Consider the following 17,637-nt stretch of genomic DNA (forward strand, 5'->3'; position numbering starts at 1 on the left):
GATTTACAATATCGCCTTTATTTGTAAGAATATAAGCGTTAAAACGTGATAGGTTCAAAAGTTTTGGGTATGAATAAATGTAAGTTAGTTTAAGTTGCAGATAAATTATCATTGAGCGGGGATAACTATCTATGAAAACCTTCGCCAAGAACTTCGCGAACGTTTGAGACCGTTACAAACGCATCTGGATCAACGGCTTTTACGAAACCTCTTAATCTTATAAATTGCTTTTTATCCATGATTGAGTTAACGATTTCTTTGTCTTTCATGGTGTATGCCCCTTTAGCACTATAAATGGTGGCGCCTCTTTCAAGTTGTTCGACAATAAACTTTTGAATCGTATCGCTTTGAGTGGAGACCACAGATACACTTAGCTTTTGATTAAAGCCCTCAATTACAGTATCAATAATCAATCCATTCATGAGAATACCAAGGAATGCGTAGATGGCTAAGTCTATACCGAAGCTATATGCTGCTAAGGTGACCACTGCGAAATCGGCGATTAATAAGGATTTACCAATGTCGAGATGGAAAAATTTGTTGAGAATCTTTGCGATAATATCAGTGCCCCCAGTGGATGCCTCCTGATTAAATACAATTCCTAAGCCAACACCTTGTATCAAGATACCTACGATTAAGTTCACCAGCAGATCATCTACAACTGGATCTGTAACTTTATAGAATGTATCAAACAGATAGATCGTACCTGTTAATAAAAAGCTAGCATAGATGGTTTTAGCGCCGAATTCTTTTCCAATTGATAAGAAGCCTACGACAAAAAGGATTACATTTAAAATGAGAAGGATTTGTCCAATGCTGATACTAGGCACCAAATCGTGTATAATCATAGAAAGCCCCGTTATACCACCGGTTGCTAGATTTGCTGGAATTAAGAAAAAACAGATACCGAGTGCTACGATTAAAACACCGATTGAAATTAAGATATAACTTTTGATTGTTGACATAAGGCCTCCTGTTAAATTTCATACTACATAATTACCCAATAAATCATACGACTCACAAGGAGATAGATTCATATGAAAGCATTTATTTCATTTATAGAACTCAGAACAAAGGTTGCAAGTTTACTCCCACTATTATTGGGCACAGCACTGGCATATTATACACTTGAAACGCTTTATTTGGAAAGATTTTTTTTAATGTTCATAGCATTACTGTGTATTGATATGGCAACAACTGGTTTAAATCATTACTTTGATGCGAAAAGAGCAATTGTTACGACTGGATATCACTACGATGAACACAATCCAATAACATCTAAGCAATTAACGACGAATAGAGCAAAGCGGTATTTAGTAGAGCTTCTCATCGTTGGCAGCTGTGCTGGAATTGGCTTAACTTTACTCACGGATACTTTCGTATTAGTCTTGGGTGCTATTTCTTTTTTTATAGGGATTATTTACTCTGCTGGTCCACTGCCACTTTCAAGGACAATTTTAGGTGAACTGTTTTCCGGTCTATTTATGGGTCTTTTGATTACATTTATTGCTTTTTATATACAGATGCCAATGGGGTATTTAGGTGAAATAAGCTTATCGTTAAATTTTGTTTATATATCGATAAGGCTAACGACGATTATGCCTGCTATTTTATTGGGTCTTCAGCTTAGCTTAATGATTGGCAACATAATGCTGGCAAATAACATTTGTGATAGAGAAGAGGATATTTTAAATAATCGATTTACTTTACCTGTTGTAATAGGAATTAAAAAGAGTGCTGTTTTATTTAAGACAAATACAATTATCGCATATGGAATCTTGGGTTTAAGTATTTTATTAAAGCAACTACCTTTGCCGATGGTTATTGTTTATATCACACTTCCTTTTATTTACAAAAGAGCACGCATATTTTGTGCAAATCCAGTCAAATCAAAAACATTCAAATTAGCTGTAGGTAATTTTTTTGCTTATGCAAGTGCACTATTGTTGACACTTTTAGTTGCAATCTTTATAAATTAACCATTTCATTGGGGGTTTCTATGAAAGAATGGATGACGCTAAAGTTTCAAGATCAAGACATGGAACATGCCTTTTTAAAACAAAGAGATAAGAAAAACATCTTATTTCATAGAGTCCTTTATTCTGTGAGTATTCCTTTTTACTTGGTATTTGCCTTTGTAGATATAAAGGCTGTACCAAGCGCTTTGCCAACTTTTTGGGGCGTGAGATTTGGTATATTTACACCACTTGCTTTTATTGCACTTTACCTTACTTTCACCAAGTACTATACAAAAATGAGCGACTGGATGATGGTAACTGTTGCTAACTTTGGCGCGTATGGTATGCTGTATCTCACCTTTGTTGGCGCAAGGTACCAATTTTACTCTTATCGGTTTGGATTGTTGTTTGGGTTGATTTTTTTAACTGTACTTAGCAGAATTAATTGGATAAAATTGCTTTTTTCAACATTTGTTTTAAATGTGGTTTATTTTACAGCTTCTATGCTTAATACAAATGTCCCCAATGATATTAAGATGGATACTGATATCTTAGTCATTGCGGTTTCTCTTATGGGATTATTTAGTGCCTATACGTTTGAACAGTCAGAGCGCAGACAATTTCGGTTGAGTCAACTCCTTAAAGAGGAAAAAGATAAAATCACTACCTTTAATGAAGAACTTGAGGAAAAAGTTTCTCAAAGAACGAAGCTACTGTATGATGCGAACAAAAAGTTGAAAATGACCAATGATCGGTTAATAGAGAGTGAAGCGACATTCAAAAAACTCTTTGATGAATCCGCTGATGCAATCCTACTGATGCAGGATTGGATGATTGTCAATTGCAACAAAAGTATGGTTGAGCTATTGGGGTATTCTTCATTTGAAGACTTAATAGGAAAACCTATTAAATCGTTAATCAGCAAAGAGGTTGAAGAAACTTTTGGCTTACTAAAAGATGCTTTAGTGCTTTCAAATCATCAGAGACATAAAATTCATCAATGGTGGATGCAAAAAAAATCAGGAGAATCAATTCTAACTGAAGTTAAAATGACTCAAATCGAAATAGATGAAAAGCAAGTGGTACATTTTTTAATTAGGGATATAACTGAGCGATATCAGCTTGAGCAAAACTTAGAGTACCTTAGCTATCACGATTCATTAACGAATCTCTATAACCGTAGATTTTTTGAAGAAGAGTTAAAAAGGTTAGATGTTCCAAGAAATCTTCCGATTTCTATTATTTTTGCCGATGTAAATGGTCTTAAGCTCATCAATGACTATTTCGGACATCAGTCTGGTGATGAACTTTTGATTAAGATTTCTGATTCGTTTAAAGAAGTCTGTCGATCAGATGAAATCATTGCTAGATTAGGTGGGGATGAATTTGTTATATTACTTACACACACTGATACTTCTGAAGCCTTGCATCTAATTGAAAGGCTTAGAGCCAACGTTTCAATGAAACAGATAAAAGGCATTCATCTGTCCGTTGCGTTTGGTGTGGATACAAAACTACTTCAAGGAATGGATATGGCAACCATTATCCAAAGTGCTGAGCGGAATATGTATTACAATAAAAATAAAGAGTCACCTGCTTTTAGAAGTCTAATGGAAACTAAAAAAAACGTCCACTCAGAATAATGAGATGGACGTTTAATATTATCAATTTAATCAAGTCGGTTTTTTTCCTTCAACAAAGCCAAAATAATTGGATAAAGTAGGAGTGAAAATAGGGTTAAAATCAAAATGAAGAAGGAATAGGGTAAATAATCAAGAGGCGAGACGCTAGTAAGCTGCTTAATCATAATACCATTAACATTCCAAGGAATCAAAGCGACGATGTTTAGCCCTAGATTTGCTGTAAGCATCACTAGAAACTCGCGTTTGACACCTTGGGCATCAAAGTGTGGTGCCATATATTTTCCCGTGACCATAGAGGTCATCGCTTGGCTGCAAGTCACCATGCTTAAAACGATGCTCAATAAACCGGTGTTAAACATCAATTTTATTTTTGAAGGTTTTTTAGGAACAAAGGGATCAATGATAGGCTTCATTAAGCTGTCAGCTTCAAGTAAGCTATTAAAAATACCTGAGAAAAATATGACTAGAATAACGTTTAGCATCTGTTTGAAGCCAGATGTCTTTAAATAAGCAACCGTTGCAGAAGTCGAAGAAAATCCATGATATAAGGTCTTTATAATCTCTGTTACTGAACCTAAAGTTTGAATGGATAATATTAGACTGATCGCAAAAACGATTGTAAGCACCCTTGTAATAGGTTGGTTTAAAAGTAAGAGTAAAATCAATACCCCTAAAGGGATGAGCCTGAAAATAGAGATGTTAAAAATTTGCTTTAAGTTCTCATTGGCTGCAATTAAATCACTTGTAATCACAGCGCTTTGGCCTTTAAAGAAAAAGAAAATTGTCGTTATGACGAATGGAACCAGTGCACTAACGAGTAATACCCACATATTTTTTTTATAGTCGGTTTCAGTGACATTTGAGAGTAAATGTAGACCAGAGGAAAGTGGTGAACATCGATCGCCAATATATACTCCTGAAAGTAGTGCGCCGATCATTAATGGGTAAAAGACACCTTCCTGTAATGCAATAGATGAAAATAGCGGTAGTGTTATGGTTAATGTTCCAATCGCTGAACCTAAAATCATTGATAAAATAAAGGATATGATAAAACCTGCTAGAAGTAAATTTTGTCCAACCATCCATTGTGTCGCGTAATAGATGGCGGTAGGGAGTGCGCCTGAAGCCATAAGCACTGGAAGCGTAATACTGATGAGAAACATTAAGAGCATTGTCTTCGAAACCGACTTAGTGTTATGTATGATTAGCTTTGGCAATATGCGTTTGCGACTTAAAAAAAGATAACCAACCGCACAAGTTGTCGCCATACCAAGATACATGGGAACACCTAATACAATTGATACTGCAACGAAAAATAAAAGTAAACCAATATAGCTGTAGGATTTTATAGTCGTGTTCATATTTGAGCTCCATTTGTAGTTTCTTCGTCCGATTTTGTTTAAGATGTGATATATTTATTATATCGTTACTCATACTTGTTTTCAATGGAGGTTATAATGGCGATTCGTGTAGAATTTATGAACCCTTCCCAAAGTCATATTTTTGTTGACTATATTGATCATTTAAAGTTTGGACATGCACCTGAATGGTCAACCTGCTACTGCAGATACTATCATACAAAAGCAGACCAAGATGAATGGATGATGCGCAGTGGTAACTTAAATAGAAGTGAAGCGATTATGTCCATTAAAGAAGGCTCAATGCAAGGCTTCTTAGCGTATGATGAAGACAAATGTGTTGGATGGCTCAATGCTAATGATTCAAGCGCTTATATCAGAATTGAAGAGGACATAAAACCTATCGTAAAGGATCAAAAAGTCGCTTGTACCATGTGCTTTATTATTCATCCAGATTATCGTAATAAAGGAATTGCCAGACAGCTCTTGTCTGCAGCTGTAGCGCATTATAAAGCGCTTGGATATGACGGGATGTTAGGCATGCCATTTGTATCTAACGAGTTTCAAAAGCAGTATAGAGGCACATTAAACATGTATAAGGAGCAAGGGTATAAGGAAATCGAGGTACATGAAAGTGTTCACGTTATGTGGAACGACTTCAAAGGAGGATTTCAATGAAAACCCTAAAAATAGATCCATCTTACACTGAGAAGATTACTGGATTCAAACTCGGGATTTTAGTAGCTGATGTGATAACGACAAGCGATGATGAGCGACTTAAGACATACATGTTTACGGCGTTTGAAGCTTTACAGAAATCTATGAAAGTGGATCAAATCAGTCAACTTGAGCCAATCAAAGCTGGTAGAGCTGCTTATCGAGCTTTCGGTAAAGACCCTACTCGTTATCGATTATCATGTGAAAAGCTATTACGAAGAATACTTAAAGGTGAAGGACTTGATTTTATTAATAATATAGTCGATCTATCAAATTTGATTTCAATGACACAGGTTTGCCCAGTGGGCACCTTTGATTACGACAAACTAGGCGAAGATATCACTCTTAGAGCAGGACGAGAGGGAGAGAGCTATCTAAGCCTTGGTAATCAAGAATTAAATTTAGCAGGATTACCCATATTTTCCGATGAAAATGGCCCATTTGGCTCTACAACTTCTGATTCGTCTAAAACCAATGTAGAACTCAAAACAAAAAAAATTGTCATGAGTCTCTTTGGCTTTGATGAAACGTTTGATCTGAGTGGCGCGTTAAATGATGCTGAGCAATTATTGATAGACTATGCGAGTGCCAAGATTTACTGTAAGGAAATTATGGATGCTAAAAAAGAGTTGCAATTTTAGTGGTATTTTTTTATAATGTTCATGATATACAATGTAAATTTATGCGGTGTCGAAAGACTTAATAGGGAATCGAGAATGCTCGAGCTGTCCCAGCAACCGTGATGCTGACAAGACTCATATTACCACTGCGCAAGCGGGAAGGGTGAGTTGCGAATGAAGCTAAGCCGGTAGACCTGCCCATAGATCGCTTTATTCCCCTGGGGGTGGGATGGAAAGAGTCGAATTTCAACTCATTTCCTATCTCAAGGAAGTGAGTTTTTTATTTAGCCACAATCTTGCTTGTGGTAAAATCAAGGCGAAAACGCTTTGAAATTAAAGGAGAAGGATATGAATAAGAAGGTAGTATTAATTGGTTTAGTTGTTTTACTAGCAGTAGTTGCATTGTTTGGTTACAATCAATTTTTCGGTCCAGATGCTAAAGCTGGCGAAAAATCAGTTACAGTTGAAATTTATGTAGAATCACAAGGCATAGATAAAACATACAACTTCGATACGGATGCAGCATTCTTATACGACTTATTAAATGAAGTGAAGGATCAAGTTAAATTTGAGTCAGAAGATTCATCATTTGGTCCAATGGTTGTTGGTTTTGAAGGTTATAAGGCTGATAGTACAAGCGAGTATTACCATGTATTAATCAATGGTGAAGACGCTATGGTGGGTGTCAAGGATGTACCTGTAACCGATGGCGATGTCTATAGATTTGAGTTACGTAACTTCTAATGAGAGCAAAAGATATTACACTAATTGCTATTTTATCCGCTTCCTTGACAGCGGGGAAATTTGTTCTTAGTGTTGTACCAAATGTTGAAATTGTAACCTTTTTAATGATACTTTACACAGTGTTATTTGGCTATAAGAGAACCCTAATGGTCGTAGCTGTTTTTGTTACCACAGAAATTCTCATCTATGGGTTTGGAACGTGGCTTTTAGGCTATTACATTTTGTGGCCGACTTTAGTGATATTAACACATATTATCAGTCGTACACTGAAGTCAGAGTATGGCTATGCGATTTTATCGGCTATTTATGGTTTTACATTTGGATTATTTTTTGCGTTGTTTGAATCGCTGTTTTATGGTATCAGTTATGCTATTCCATATTGGATTTCAGGTATTCCATTTGATATCGTTCATGGCACTTCAAATTTTATCATTATGCTCGTATTGTATAAGCCAATGGTGAAAACGATAGGTTTTGCAAAAGAGAAAATGCATGTTGCATAAGAAGAAACCCCTACGGGTTTCTTTTTTTATGATTTATACTCGCAAAAATTTTAGTTGCTGATTGAATGCTAGTAGAGAGATGCTTTTAAGTTTGTATCTAGACTATTCTGATAGTGTCATAAGTATGTTATATTAGAGTTAATAGTGAACAGTAATGGAGTGTGATAATTTGCAAAGAATAGCTTTCTTATTTTTAGCGTATTCATTGATTGGATGGATTTGGGAAACATCTTATGTTTCGATAAAGAATAAAAAAATAGTCAATCGAGGTTTTTTGAGGGGACCAATTATTCCGATCTATGGATTTGCAGTGGTAACGATCATACTTTCTATAGATTGGGTTATCCCGTATATTGAGGCGTTTTCAAAGTTTGAAACCGGTTTGACAATGATTTACATAGCTCTTGTAGCATCTGTATGGGAATATGTGACATCTTATGGTATGGAAGTGCTTTTCAAGACGAGATGGTGGAATTATACGGAGCATCGATTTAATATTAAAGGTCGAGTTGCACTTGATGTTTCTATCTTTTGGGGAATCGGTGGATTTATATTATGGCGCTTTGTCAATCCACTTGTCATGATGATTTACGATCAGTTTAAAGCTCAGAGTATGAACACTTTCTTGGTAATTGCCTACTTGGTCATTTCCATAGACACGATAACGACCTTAATTGAGTTAATCAATCTTAGAAATGTTGTTATCAGATTACAGCAAGCTTCTGAAGAAATCGTTGATCAAATCACAGAGACTCTGGATAAGGTGGGTGAGGGATTAGATAAGTTAACTGAAACGGTGCCAAAGATTGGTGAAAAAATAAGTGAGAGAATTAGTGATAATCTTGAAGACGTTAAATCAATCGTTACAGAGGTTATTCCAGAATCTGTTTTTGAACAGCGATTGAAATTAAAAGAGGCTATTGAAGAAGCTAAATTAAAAGTAAAATCGGGTGCGTTTTATAAAAAATATGGCAACTTTAATATATATTCTGAATTTCTAAATGAAATGAAAGAACGCAATAAGGACCAAAATACAAGTGGCTTAACACGATTCGGAGAGGCACTTGAGAAGGTTAAGAATACGAGAGGTAAACGTTTCTTTAAAAACTATCCAAATGCAGCGACCAGTCAGTTTGGCTTAATGCATACCCTGCACGATAAATTAAAAGAAAAGCAAATCAGTGTAATGGCTCGAATGGACAAAGACAACAAAAGTGAAGACAATAAGTAATTTGTGGAGGCACATATGAAAGTGTTTATTAGTATTGATATGGAAGGCATAACAGGCACAACATTATGGCAAGAATGCCAGTCGGATCACCCTAGTTATCAGGCACACGTCAAACAAATGACCAATGAATGTCTTGCAGCATGTGAAGGGGCTATAGAGGCTGGTGCCACTGAAATCGTCGTAAGAGATGCGCATAATACAGCCACCAATATAGATATGAGTTTGCTACCCAAAGAAGTGAAAATTATTAGACAGTGGAGTGGACATCCTTATTCTATGGTGGATGGTATTGATTCAAGCTTTGATGCGGTATTGTTTGTAGGGTATCATGGAGCAGCGGGAAGTCCTTTGAATCCACTTTCTCATACGATGACGGGTCGTTCTCAAAAAATCTCACTAAATGGTTTACCAGCCAGCGAGTTTTTACTTTACAGTTATGCCGCTGCACTTGAAGGCGTACCTACAGTTTTTGCATCTGGTGATGAAGGACTTTGTGAACAAGCCAATGCGCTTTACCCCAATATTAAAACCGTATCCGTTAAATCAGGAAAAGGTGGCAGCGTCACACATCTTTCGCCAAACTTAGCCCTTGATAAAATAAGAAATACCGCTAGAGTTGCTCTTAGCGGTAATTTAAAAAATCAAGTAGTTGCGTTGCCAAAACACTTTGAGGTAAGCATCACCTTTAAAGAGCATGTAGATGCAAAAAGGCGATCCTATTATCCAGGAATGATACAACTTGATGCAAACACTATACAATTTAGTACGGATGATTATTTTGAAGTGTTAAGAATGATTGCTTTTGTGCTTTAAGGTTCTGAGATAACGACCGCAAAAGGATACCAGTTTAAAATGGAAGACATTAAGACGCTGGATTCATAGAAGCGGTCTTTTCCTTTTGGTTCACCGTCATCGTAGCTTTCGTTCCAATTGTTAGGATCGTAAACTTCAAAGTAAAGTTTACCGTCAGCGACGACATAACCTTTGACGATGAGGTAGTGTCCGCTGTCAAAAGTATAAAATCGATTAATTCTTTCATTGGCATTGCCATTAAATGGGATGTATCCCATGCTGTTATTAATAATGGCGATACTGCCTTGGTCGAGTATGTTTCTTAAGTCAAAGTCAGATTCCAGCGCAATTATTTTATAGGGAATATCATAAAGATCAAGTGCATTGTTAATGTCATCGCTATACCACCAACCGCCACTTGAACGGAATTTTTTTCGAGCTTTTTCAGCGGTTGCTTTTGTATCTTCATCATACCATTTGGCAGCCATTTCAATAGAACTGGGCCCACAATTGTTTCCAGCGTGTAAACCAGTGGTAGCTTGATCGACATACCAATCATATTCTCTGCCGTTATTTACATAGACAGATATATTGTCTCCCAATCCCCAATCTTGTGATACCGCATCGATTGCTTCAAGCTCGAGTTCTTGTGGATCAACGGTTGTAGCGTCTGAAGATGTGATAATGGCAATTGTCGTTTCGAGCGTCAAAGGCTGTGTCGTATCAATTGATTTTGGTGAACAAGCTGTTAAAAGCGCAATGAATACTAAAAGATAGATGTAATAACTGCGTTTTAGTTTAATAGAACCCATTATTGCAACCTCCAATTGTAAATAAACATTAAGATGACTTTAACCTAATATTAAGAAAACTATATCATAATGTAAGAAATAAATAAATGAGGTGGAGATATGAAGTTATTTGTAAAAGGTGCTCTTGTTGCAATCCTTGCACTATCGATGACTGCATGTTCTTTGATAAATGATGATGATCAACCGTTTAATGTATTTGATACGAAAATGGATGAATCTGTTCATTATGATAAAAGCGTCAAAGGATTCAGTCAAATCGAACTTGAAATGGACATAACTGTTTCAGATGTTGAAGTCATAAGTACAAATGGAACCGATATTGTTTTTGATCAAGAAGCTAACCTAAAAGAATTACTTGCAACTGCGAAGTATGAAGAACATGGGGATACACTTAAGGTCATCTATAGTAATAAAGATTCCTATAAGCTTAAAGCACAATCGCAAAATAGTAAAATCACCATAAAAGTACCTGAAGAGATTAAAATAAAAATCGACTCTAACTTAAATGTAGGCGATTATAAAATTGATGCAAACAAGTTAGTACTAACAGAAGTTAATCTAGAAACCAACGTTGGCGACACCACTTTATCAAGTAATGCAGATCAATCTAGCTTAAGCTATATCAAAATGACATCAGATGTTGGTGATTTGTTCCTCGATATAGAGAATGCAGAATCATTAGATACAGTCAAAATGGATACCAATACAGGTGAAATTAGAAGCTACTTTGACGGTAATTATGAACAAAGACTTGAACTAGTTGCGGATACAGATGTGGGCGATATGCATTTGTCTTTTAATGGTGATTTCAAAGAAGCCGTTAACTTAGATTTGGATGCAAATGTCGGCGATATTAAGCTTGAACTCCCTAAAGGGCATGAGATGGTATTTGATATAAAATCACCTGAATTTACTTCCAGTTTGGATTGGGCAAACATTGAGTATAGCAAGTCAAGAGATCAATATAAAGTGGATGGTGATGAAAGCCAGATTAACATCAAGATTAACCTCAACGTAGGGGATGGCAAATTTAGCTATAGCAATTAATAAAATTATTTAATTATGTACTATTTTTTGTACTTGACAGCAATTTTACACTCTGTTAACATATTGGTATAAGAAATGGTATGTTACTGTTTAATCAGGCATGAACCAAAAGCGTCGCTTTTTGTTCGTGTCTTTTTTGTTTTAAGAATGCCTGTCTCATTTAAATTTTGTAAGGATACCTTGTTCGTAGGGTATAAGATGTCTGTAGCTCAGACAAATTTATTTAATGGTGGTACTAGTGAAAAATAAGTATAAAATTGTAAGAATTTATAATAACAACGCCATTTTAGTCCAAGGCAACGATTCTAAGGGAGAGGCAGTTTTAGTAGGTAAAGGCATCGGATTTGGGAAAAAAACTGGCATGGAGGAGGAAATTTCTTCTTCTGAGATTGAAAAGTATTTCATCACCTACGATGATAAACTGAAAAGAGATTATCTAAATTTGGTGGAGCAATTGGACGAGCAAATTTTGGCTGTCTGTTCTGAAATCATACAAGTTGCAAACGAGAGCATAGGTCCTTTAAGTGACCGCGTTCATATCGTATTGACGGACCATATTGGATTTGCACTTGAAAGAATGAAACTTGGAATGGAGATTCACAATCCATTTTTGGATGAAATCAAGCTTTTATATCCTAAAGAGTATGAGATGGGGTTAAAGGCGCAACAAATGATATTATCTCAATTGGGTGTCGCTATTGTTGAAGACGAGGTTGCATTTATAGCACTTCATTTAAGTGCAGCAAGGAGTCAGAAAGACGTGAAAGAATCTGTGAAAAATACACGGATTTTAAAAGAGCTTGTCAAATTGATTGAGACACAAATCGGAATTTCAATTCCTAAGGATTTAACTTATAGCCGATTGATTCATCATCTGAGAGGGGCAATCGACCGTATCGAAACAGGTTATCAAGTCGTTAATCCATTGCTTGAGACATTAAAAAAAGATTTAAAAGATAGCTTTGAAATCGCAATATTACTAAAAAAGAAAATTGAAACAGAGTATGGTATCACTGTACCTGAGGATGAGGTTGGCTTTATGGCCATCCATATAGATCGCTTGAAAAGAAATATGAAATTTATTGAATAACCATTGACGTGTTACTAATACGATTAGGCATGAGTCAGAAGGGGAGCCTTTTGATCATGCCTTTTTTGATGCAATGGTAAACTAATTTGATTCAAACAGTCATGCGCGCGACTGTTGAATATACAATGAAAAAATCAGGAGGGAATTTATGGGTAACTTTTTTGGTAAGTTGCAAAAAGTTGGTAAAGCTTTAATGCTTCCAATCGCAGTCATGCCTGCAGCAGCGATACTCCTTCGTTTGGGAGCGGGAGTACCTGGAATCGAAGGCATAGCAGCTGACGTTATGCTCAAAGCAGGAGCAGCAATTTTCGACAATTTATTCTTGTTATTTGGTATTGGTATCGCACTTGGACTTGCTAAAGACAATCATGGTGCAGCAGCGCTTGCTGGTGCAATTGGCGTTTTAGTTACTAAAAACGTTTATGAAGTCATCAATCCTGACATTAACACAGGGGTCATGGTTGGTATCATCATGGGTGTTATCGCAGGGGTTCTTTATAACAAATTCCACAACATCAAACTACCTGAGTTTTTAGGTTTCTTTGGTGGTAAACGTTTCGTTCCAATTATCACTTCATTTGCTGGTGTTGGTATGGGTATTGTTTTCGGTATCTTCTGGCCTTATGCACAAAATGCAATCGATGCAGTTGGTAACGCAGCTATAGAAGCTGGTCCACTTGGTACTTTCTTCTTTGGTTTTGGTAACAGATTATTATTACCACTTGGTTTACACCACGTATTAAACTCAATTTTCTGGTTTACATTTGGTTCATTCACAAATGCAGCTGGCGAAATCGTAAATGGCGACTTATGGCGCTACTTTGCAGGCGATCCAACAGCAGGCGTATATATGGCGGGTTGGTTCCCAATGATGATGTTTGGTTTACCTGCTGCATGTTTGGCGATGTACCATGCCGCTAAAAAAGAAAACAGAAAAGCTGTAGCAGGTATGTTTATCTCTATCGCATTTACATCATTCTTAACCGGAATCACAGAACCAATCGAGTTTTTATTTGCTTATATCGCACCTGGTTTATACTTGGTTCACGCCATTTTATCAGGTTTATCACTTGCAATTACACAGCTTCTCGGTGTGCTTCACGGATTTGGTTTCTCAGCAGGTCTTATTGACTACTTACTCAATATGCACCTTGCTACCAAAGGTCTATTAATCATTCCAATCGGCTTAGTCTTTGCTGCAATCTACTATGTGGTATTTAGATTTATGATTACAAAGTTCAATATTCCTACTCCAGGAAGAATCGATGAAGTTTCTGAAGAAGGCGATGCAATCGTTAGCGAACTTGGCATTTCAGAAGTTGCTCGTGGCTATTACAATGCCATCGGCGGACGCGAAAATATCGTTGAAATTGACTCTTGTATTACAAGATTAAGATTAACACTTAAAGACACGGCTATCGTCGATGAGGCAGCTTGTAAACGCCTTGGTGCAGCTGGTTTAATAAAACCAAACAGCAAAAACATGCAAATCGTTGTCGGTACACATGCAGAGTTAATCGCAGAAGAAATGAAGAAATTTAAGTAAATTAAGTAGTTTAAGGATTTAGGTAATGAAATCTTAATAAATTGCTCATAATTAAAAAACATTTATCTTATAAACTGTAACAAGTTAGAGTGTAAAACTCTAAAAACAACTACTAATTTAATCCCCCACAACTTAGTATAGAAGATCTGCTTAGCAGATTCTTCTATCAAATCTCAGAACAACGGATTGCTGAGGTTTGATAGAGGAATTTGAAGCATTTGATGCGTTTCCTAGTATGGTATAGGTTTGAGGAGGAACTATGTTTGGATTATTTAAGAAAAAAGAAGAGAAAGGATCTATTGAAAAGCTAATCCCTGTTATGGCAGGCGAAGTGGTATCAATCGATCAAGTACCTGATGCAGTATTTTCACAGAAAATGCTCGGTGACGGCTTTGCTGTGAAACCCACAAATGGAACTGTCGTTTCACCGGTTGATGGCACAATCGTTCAGATATTTCCAACAAATCATGCATTTGGCATCTTAACTGAAAGTGGTTTAGAAATATTAGTCCATATCGGAATTGATACAGTAGAACTCAAGGGAGAAGGGTTTAAGAGACTTGTTGAAGTGGATACTAAGGTTAAAGCAGGTGAACCAATCATAGAAGTTGATTTGACATTTGTCGGTGAAAGAGCAAAATCGTTAATTACTCCCGTTGTAATTACAAATAAAGAAAAAGTAAAACAAATGACGACACACTATGGTACAAATCTACCCGTTGCGGCTGAAATCGAAATTAACTAGGAGGCAGACATGCAAGAAGCAATTGTAAAAAGTAAAAATGGCATTCACGCTAGACCAGCGAGTATGATCGCAAGCTTAGCGAATCAATATAGCGGTGAAATCGCACTTATCAAAGGTGAAAAATCATACAATGCGAAATCGATTATGAGCATTATGAGCATGGGACTTCAAGAGAATGACCTTGTTAAGGTAGAAGCTAAGGGAGATGGTGCAGAAGCCATTGAGCTAGAAATTCAAAAAATAATCAACGATATTCAAGAATAAGATCAATATAAAAATAATCAATAGCCTGTTTATTGGGATTGTCCATGAAACAGGCTATCGTTATAATGTATTAAGAACAATGAATCGATCATAGATTCTGAAATGGTATAGGAACAGTCTATACATTGAGATAAATTCCTGGAGGAGAAAAAAATGATTAGAGAAGCTTGTGTTGGCAGTTTTACTGAAGGAAAAAAAGCGGAAGCATTGGGCGCGAATCGACTTGAACTGTGTGATAACTTAGCAGTTGGGGGGACGACGCCGAGCTACGGGACAATATTAGCTGCAAAAAATCACCTCAGTATCCCGTCTTTAGTTATGATTCGTCCAAGGGGTGGCGACTTTGTTTATGATGAGATTGAGATGGAAATGATGTTAGAGGATATAAAGGTATGCAAGGAAATTGGCATTGCAGGGGTTGTATTTGGTGTGTTAACGCCAGATAGCGAGCTGGACATGTCAAAGATGAAAAAGCTCGTTGAGTTGTCTAAACCATTGGAAATCACCTGTCATATGGCGTTTGATGAAACTTCAAATCTCAACCATACGCTTGAGCAGCTTATCGAGCTCGGGATTGATCGCGTCTTGACGAAGGGATCAAAAACAAATGCTCTAGATGGGATTGAAACTTTAAAGCAACTCGTTGTGCAAGCGAAGGGTAGAATAAAAATCGTCGCAGGCGGTGGTGTGAATGAAGGTAATTATGAGGCTGTTGCAATGCAGACTTTAGTTGAAGAACTTCATGGAACTAAAATTGTTGGTGCATTATAGGCGCTTGTTGACGATGTAACGGCATTGAATGGACAGTGACTATTTATATACGCATAAACTTTAAAATGCTATAATGGAATGTACTCCGTTTACGGAGTAATACATATATAGGAGACGACGATGAGTGACAGAAAGCTAAAAAAGCACTTGAAATCAAACTTCGGTCAACCTTCAAAAATCAAATATGCCGAGGATGATTTTGGACGTATTAAAGAATACCTTAACTATCGTAGAAAATTAGAAGTTGACCCTTTTCTAATCGATGAAACCACTTCAAGAGATCTTGATCTTGATACACTTTTTAAAAGGATCAATCTCGGATACTCCACATCTGGAGAACAGATGCTTTACTATTATTTGCATAGCCCGTCTCCAGATGAGAAGACCTTTAAGCATAGAAAGCATCTGATTCATTTAATGATGAATGAACCCGATACGCGGCTGAACCTATCACTTGCACTTTCAAAGCTTGGGAGAAACCGTTATGCGAAAGTGACTGATAATTTTGAAGCAACTGAACGCAATCCACTCTACTTAATTGGCTATCTGGCGCTTGTGATAGGACTGATTGCTTCAATAGTGAATTTCGTCATGACCTTTTCTCAGCTTTCAGTGTTTATCATGCTGTTCTTTGTCATTATCAACCCGTTGGTAAGAGAATGGCGCAGACGGCCGATGATGCAGGATGTCGCTTCAGTTAACTACGCGGTCTCTATGATTATCACCTTTTCAAGAATTAAAAAAATGCGTGTGGACAAGCTAACGCCATTGATAGAGGATTGTGAGGCTGACTTTTTAAAACTAAAACCGGCCATCAAAATTGGTAATGTATCCGCCGTCTCTGGAAATGAGTATATAGAAATGATGCTGGGATGGTTTTTATTGGATTTAATTTCATATGAGCTTTTAAAAGGATTTATCGCCAAACACGGTAAAGAACTTTTTAACATTCATCAAAAACTAGGCGAGATTGAAGCGGCCATTGCAGTTGCTTCGTTGAGAGCCAGTGCTAAATATGCAACCGACCCTGAGATCGATTATAACGCGAATACGTTACCTTATATTCGGGGGGAAGGGATTGTCCACCCACTTGTCGATCAGTGCGTCCCCAACACGATGAATAGCAATCAAGCGATGATTATCACGGGGTCAAACGCTTCAGGAAAGTCCACATTTCTCAAAACGGTTGCCATCAACCATCTGATGTCACAATGTATTTGTACCGCTTTTGCAGAATCCTTTAGTGCGAGTGCCATGAATCTATATAGCTCTATGGCCATCTCAGATAAGCTTTTGGCAGGTGAGAGCTATTATATCTCTGAAATCAAGTCCATTAAGCGGATTCTTGAAGCCATTGCAAGAGGCGAACGTGTGCTGTGCGTCATAGATGAAGTTCTGAGAGGCACGAATACCATTGAGCGCATTTCTGCATCCAGTGAAATCCTCAGAGCACTTAATGTACCATCGACGATGTCAATCGTTGCGACACATGACCTTGAACTCTGCCAGTTACTCAAAGACAGCTATGTACCCTATCATTTCCAAGAGGAAGTCACCGAAACAGAAATGACCTTTGATTATAAGATGAAAGAGGGTCAAGCGCTGAGCAGAAATGCCATCAAATTACTACATCTCATGGGTTTTGAAGCAGATATGGTAAAACGTGCTGACGCTACAGCGAAGCAATACGTAGAAAGTGGCAAATGGCTATAAACCTAAAAAGTCCAGTTCGTACATTTAAAAGCATCTTTTTTCATAAAGTTTGCTAAATGTGAGAACTGGACTTTATTATATTA

18 protein-coding genes and 1 riboswitch are annotated in these 17,637 nt (G+C 36.9%); of the genes, 15 read left to right on the top strand and 3 right to left on the bottom strand.

Features of this window, described 5'->3' with window-relative positions; genetic code table 11:
• Nucleotides 1-125: 125 nt before the first annotated feature.
• Nucleotides 126-965 carry a YitT family protein gene (locus tag AC4PID_RS11530; RefSeq protein ID WP_492132145.1) on the bottom strand — a complete coding sequence of 280 codons (840 nt, stop codon included), beginning with the start codon at nt 963-965 and terminating at the stop codon, nt 126-128.
• A gap of 72 nt (nt 966-1,037) precedes the next feature.
• Here AC4PID_RS11530 and AC4PID_RS11535 point away from each other — a divergent pair, with 72 nt between their 5' ends.
• The gene (locus tag AC4PID_RS11535) at nt 1,038-1,979 is read left to right on the top strand and encodes a prenyltransferase (protein ID WP_492132146.1); all 942 of its coding nucleotides are present in this window, start codon (nt 1,038-1,040) and stop codon (nt 1,977-1,979) included.
• Nucleotides 1,980-1,999: 20 nt separating this feature from the next.
• Nucleotides 2,000-3,601, top strand: coding sequence for a GGDEF domain-containing protein (locus AC4PID_RS11540; RefSeq protein ID WP_492132147.1), 1,602 nt, complete (start codon nt 2,000-2,002; stop codon nt 3,599-3,601).
• Nucleotides 3,602-3,627: 26 nt separating this feature from the next.
• Here AC4PID_RS11540 and AC4PID_RS11545 read toward each other — a convergent pair whose 3' ends face one another.
• Complete coding sequence (locus AC4PID_RS11545; RefSeq protein WP_492132148.1) at nt 3,628-4,962, bottom strand: Na+/H+ antiporter NhaC family protein; 1,335 nt, start codon at nt 4,960-4,962, stop codon at nt 3,628-3,630.
• 96 nt (nt 4,963-5,058) lie between these two features.
• Here AC4PID_RS11545 and AC4PID_RS11550 point away from each other — a divergent pair, with 96 nt between their 5' ends.
• From AC4PID_RS11550 to AC4PID_RS11575, 6 genes are all read left to right on the top strand, one after another.
• Nucleotides 5,059-5,637, top strand: a complete 579-nt coding sequence (locus AC4PID_RS11550; protein ID WP_492132149.1) for a GNAT family N-acetyltransferase — start codon at nt 5,059-5,061, stop codon at nt 5,635-5,637.
• On the top strand, nt 5,634-6,317 hold the full coding sequence (locus AC4PID_RS11555) for a B3/B4 domain-containing protein (RefSeq protein WP_492132150.1): 684 nt from the start codon (nt 5,634-5,636) through the stop codon (nt 6,315-6,317). Before AC4PID_RS11550 ends, AC4PID_RS11555 begins: the two co-directional genes overlap by 4 nt.
• Nucleotides 6,318-6,343: 26 nt before the next feature.
• Nucleotides 6,344-6,512: riboswitch (cobalamin riboswitch) on the top strand.
• Between the two features lie 132 nt (nt 6,513-6,644).
• Nucleotides 6,645-7,040 (top strand): DUF4430 domain-containing protein, encoded by a 396-nt coding sequence (locus AC4PID_RS11560; protein WP_492132151.1) that lies wholly within the window; start codon nt 6,645-6,647, stop codon nt 7,038-7,040.
• Entirely contained in the window at nt 7,040-7,543 is a 504-nt protein-coding gene (locus AC4PID_RS11565; protein WP_492132152.1) for a hypothetical protein, read from the top strand. The genes AC4PID_RS11560 and AC4PID_RS11565 overlap by 1 nt, the downstream gene beginning before the upstream one ends.
• A gap of 169 nt (nt 7,544-7,712) precedes the next feature.
• Nucleotides 7,713-8,774: a putative ABC transporter permease gene (locus tag AC4PID_RS11570; RefSeq protein ID WP_492132153.1), complete on the top strand. Its 1,062-nt coding sequence runs from the start codon at nt 7,713-7,715 to the stop codon at nt 8,772-8,774.
• A gap of 15 nt (nt 8,775-8,789) precedes the next feature.
• Entirely contained in the window at nt 8,790-9,587 is a 798-nt protein-coding gene (locus AC4PID_RS11575) for a M55 family metallopeptidase (RefSeq protein ID WP_492132154.1), read from the top strand.
• Here the strand turns inward: AC4PID_RS11575 and AC4PID_RS11580 are convergent.
• Nucleotides 9,584-10,378 carry a cysteine peptidase family C39 domain-containing protein gene (locus tag AC4PID_RS11580; protein WP_492132155.1) on the bottom strand — a complete coding sequence of 265 codons (795 nt, stop codon included), beginning with the start codon at nt 10,376-10,378 and terminating at the stop codon, nt 9,584-9,586. The genes AC4PID_RS11575 and AC4PID_RS11580 overlap by 4 nt on opposite strands.
• Before the next feature lie 99 nt (nt 10,379-10,477).
• On the opposite strand from AC4PID_RS11580, the gene AC4PID_RS11585 reads away from it, so the two are divergent.
• From AC4PID_RS11585 to AC4PID_RS11615, 7 genes are all read left to right on the top strand, one after another.
• Complete coding sequence (locus tag AC4PID_RS11585; RefSeq protein ID WP_492132156.1) at nt 10,478-11,425, top strand: toast rack family protein; 948 nt, start codon at nt 10,478-10,480, stop codon at nt 11,423-11,425.
• A gap of 238 nt (nt 11,426-11,663) precedes the next feature.
• On the top strand, nt 11,664-12,515 hold the full coding sequence (locus AC4PID_RS11590) for a PRD domain-containing protein (protein WP_492132157.1): 852 nt from the start codon (nt 11,664-11,666) through the stop codon (nt 12,513-12,515).
• A gap of 148 nt (nt 12,516-12,663) precedes the next feature.
• Entirely contained in the window at nt 12,664-14,061 is a 1,398-nt protein-coding gene (gene nagE, locus AC4PID_RS11595; protein WP_492132158.1) for an N-acetylglucosamine-specific PTS transporter subunit IIBC, read from the top strand.
• 259 nt (nt 14,062-14,320) lie between these two features.
• Entirely contained in the window at nt 14,321-14,806 is a 486-nt protein-coding gene (locus tag AC4PID_RS11600) for a PTS sugar transporter subunit IIA (protein ID WP_492132159.1), read from the top strand.
• A 9-nt stretch (nt 14,807-14,815) separates the two neighbouring features.
• Nucleotides 14,816-15,070: an HPr family phosphocarrier protein gene (locus AC4PID_RS11605; RefSeq protein WP_492132160.1), complete on the top strand. Its 255-nt coding sequence runs from the start codon at nt 14,816-14,818 to the stop codon at nt 15,068-15,070.
• A 153-nt stretch (nt 15,071-15,223) separates the two neighbouring features.
• Nucleotides 15,224-15,841 (top strand): copper homeostasis protein CutC, encoded by a 618-nt coding sequence (locus tag AC4PID_RS11610; RefSeq protein WP_492132161.1) that lies wholly within the window; start codon nt 15,224-15,226, stop codon nt 15,839-15,841.
• Nucleotides 15,842-15,961: 120 nt separating this feature from the next.
• Nucleotides 15,962-17,554: a MutS-related protein gene (locus AC4PID_RS11615; protein WP_492132162.1), complete on the top strand. Its 1,593-nt coding sequence runs from the start codon at nt 15,962-15,964 to the stop codon at nt 17,552-17,554.
• The last annotated feature ends 83 nt before the right edge of the window (nt 17,555-17,637 follow it).

The organism is Fusibacter sp. QWL-12, from assembly GCF_058683495.1.

What these genes read in the sequence shown, in the direction of transcription:
- AC4PID_RS11555 (WP_492132150.1), top strand. Translation starts at nt 5,634, where the DNA reads ATGAAAACCCTAAAAATAGATCCATCTTACACTGAGAAGATTACTGGA.
- AC4PID_RS11610 (WP_492132161.1), top strand. Translation starts at nt 15,224, where the DNA reads ATGATTAGAGAAGCTTGTGTTGGCAGTTTTACTGAAGGAAAAAAAGCG.
- nagE (WP_492132158.1), top strand. Translation starts at nt 12,664, where the DNA reads ATGGGTAACTTTTTTGGTAAGTTGCAAAAAGTTGGTAAAGCTTTAATG.
- AC4PID_RS11615 (WP_492132162.1), top strand. Translation starts at nt 15,962, where the DNA reads ATGAGTGACAGAAAGCTAAAAAAGCACTTGAAATCAAACTTCGGTCAA.
- AC4PID_RS11560 (WP_492132151.1), top strand. Translation starts at nt 6,645, where the DNA reads ATGAATAAGAAGGTAGTATTAATTGGTTTAGTTGTTTTACTAGCAGTA.
- AC4PID_RS11585 (WP_492132156.1), top strand. Translation starts at nt 10,478, where the DNA reads ATGAAGTTATTTGTAAAAGGTGCTCTTGTTGCAATCCTTGCACTATCG.
- AC4PID_RS11540 (WP_492132147.1), top strand. Translation starts at nt 2,000, where the DNA reads ATGAAAGAATGGATGACGCTAAAGTTTCAAGATCAAGACATGGAACAT.
- AC4PID_RS11565 (WP_492132152.1), top strand. Translation starts at nt 7,040, where the DNA reads ATGAGAGCAAAAGATATTACACTAATTGCTATTTTATCCGCTTCCTTG.
- AC4PID_RS11605 (WP_492132160.1), top strand. Translation starts at nt 14,816, where the DNA reads ATGCAAGAAGCAATTGTAAAAAGTAAAAATGGCATTCACGCTAGACCA.
- AC4PID_RS11530 (WP_492132145.1), bottom strand. Translation starts at nt 965, where the DNA reads ATGTCAACAATCAAAAGTTATATCTTAATTTCAATCGGTGTTTTAATC.
- AC4PID_RS11545 (WP_492132148.1), bottom strand. Translation starts at nt 4,962, where the DNA reads ATGAACACGACTATAAAATCCTACAGCTATATTGGTTTACTTTTATTT.
- AC4PID_RS11600 (WP_492132159.1), top strand. Translation starts at nt 14,321, where the DNA reads ATGTTTGGATTATTTAAGAAAAAAGAAGAGAAAGGATCTATTGAAAAG.
- AC4PID_RS11550 (WP_492132149.1), top strand. Translation starts at nt 5,059, where the DNA reads ATGGCGATTCGTGTAGAATTTATGAACCCTTCCCAAAGTCATATTTTT.
- AC4PID_RS11580 (WP_492132155.1), bottom strand. Translation starts at nt 10,378, where the DNA reads ATGGGTTCTATTAAACTAAAACGCAGTTATTACATCTATCTTTTAGTA.
- AC4PID_RS11575 (WP_492132154.1), top strand. Translation starts at nt 8,790, where the DNA reads ATGAAAGTGTTTATTAGTATTGATATGGAAGGCATAACAGGCACAACA.
- AC4PID_RS11535 (WP_492132146.1), top strand. Translation starts at nt 1,038, where the DNA reads ATGAAAGCATTTATTTCATTTATAGAACTCAGAACAAAGGTTGCAAGT.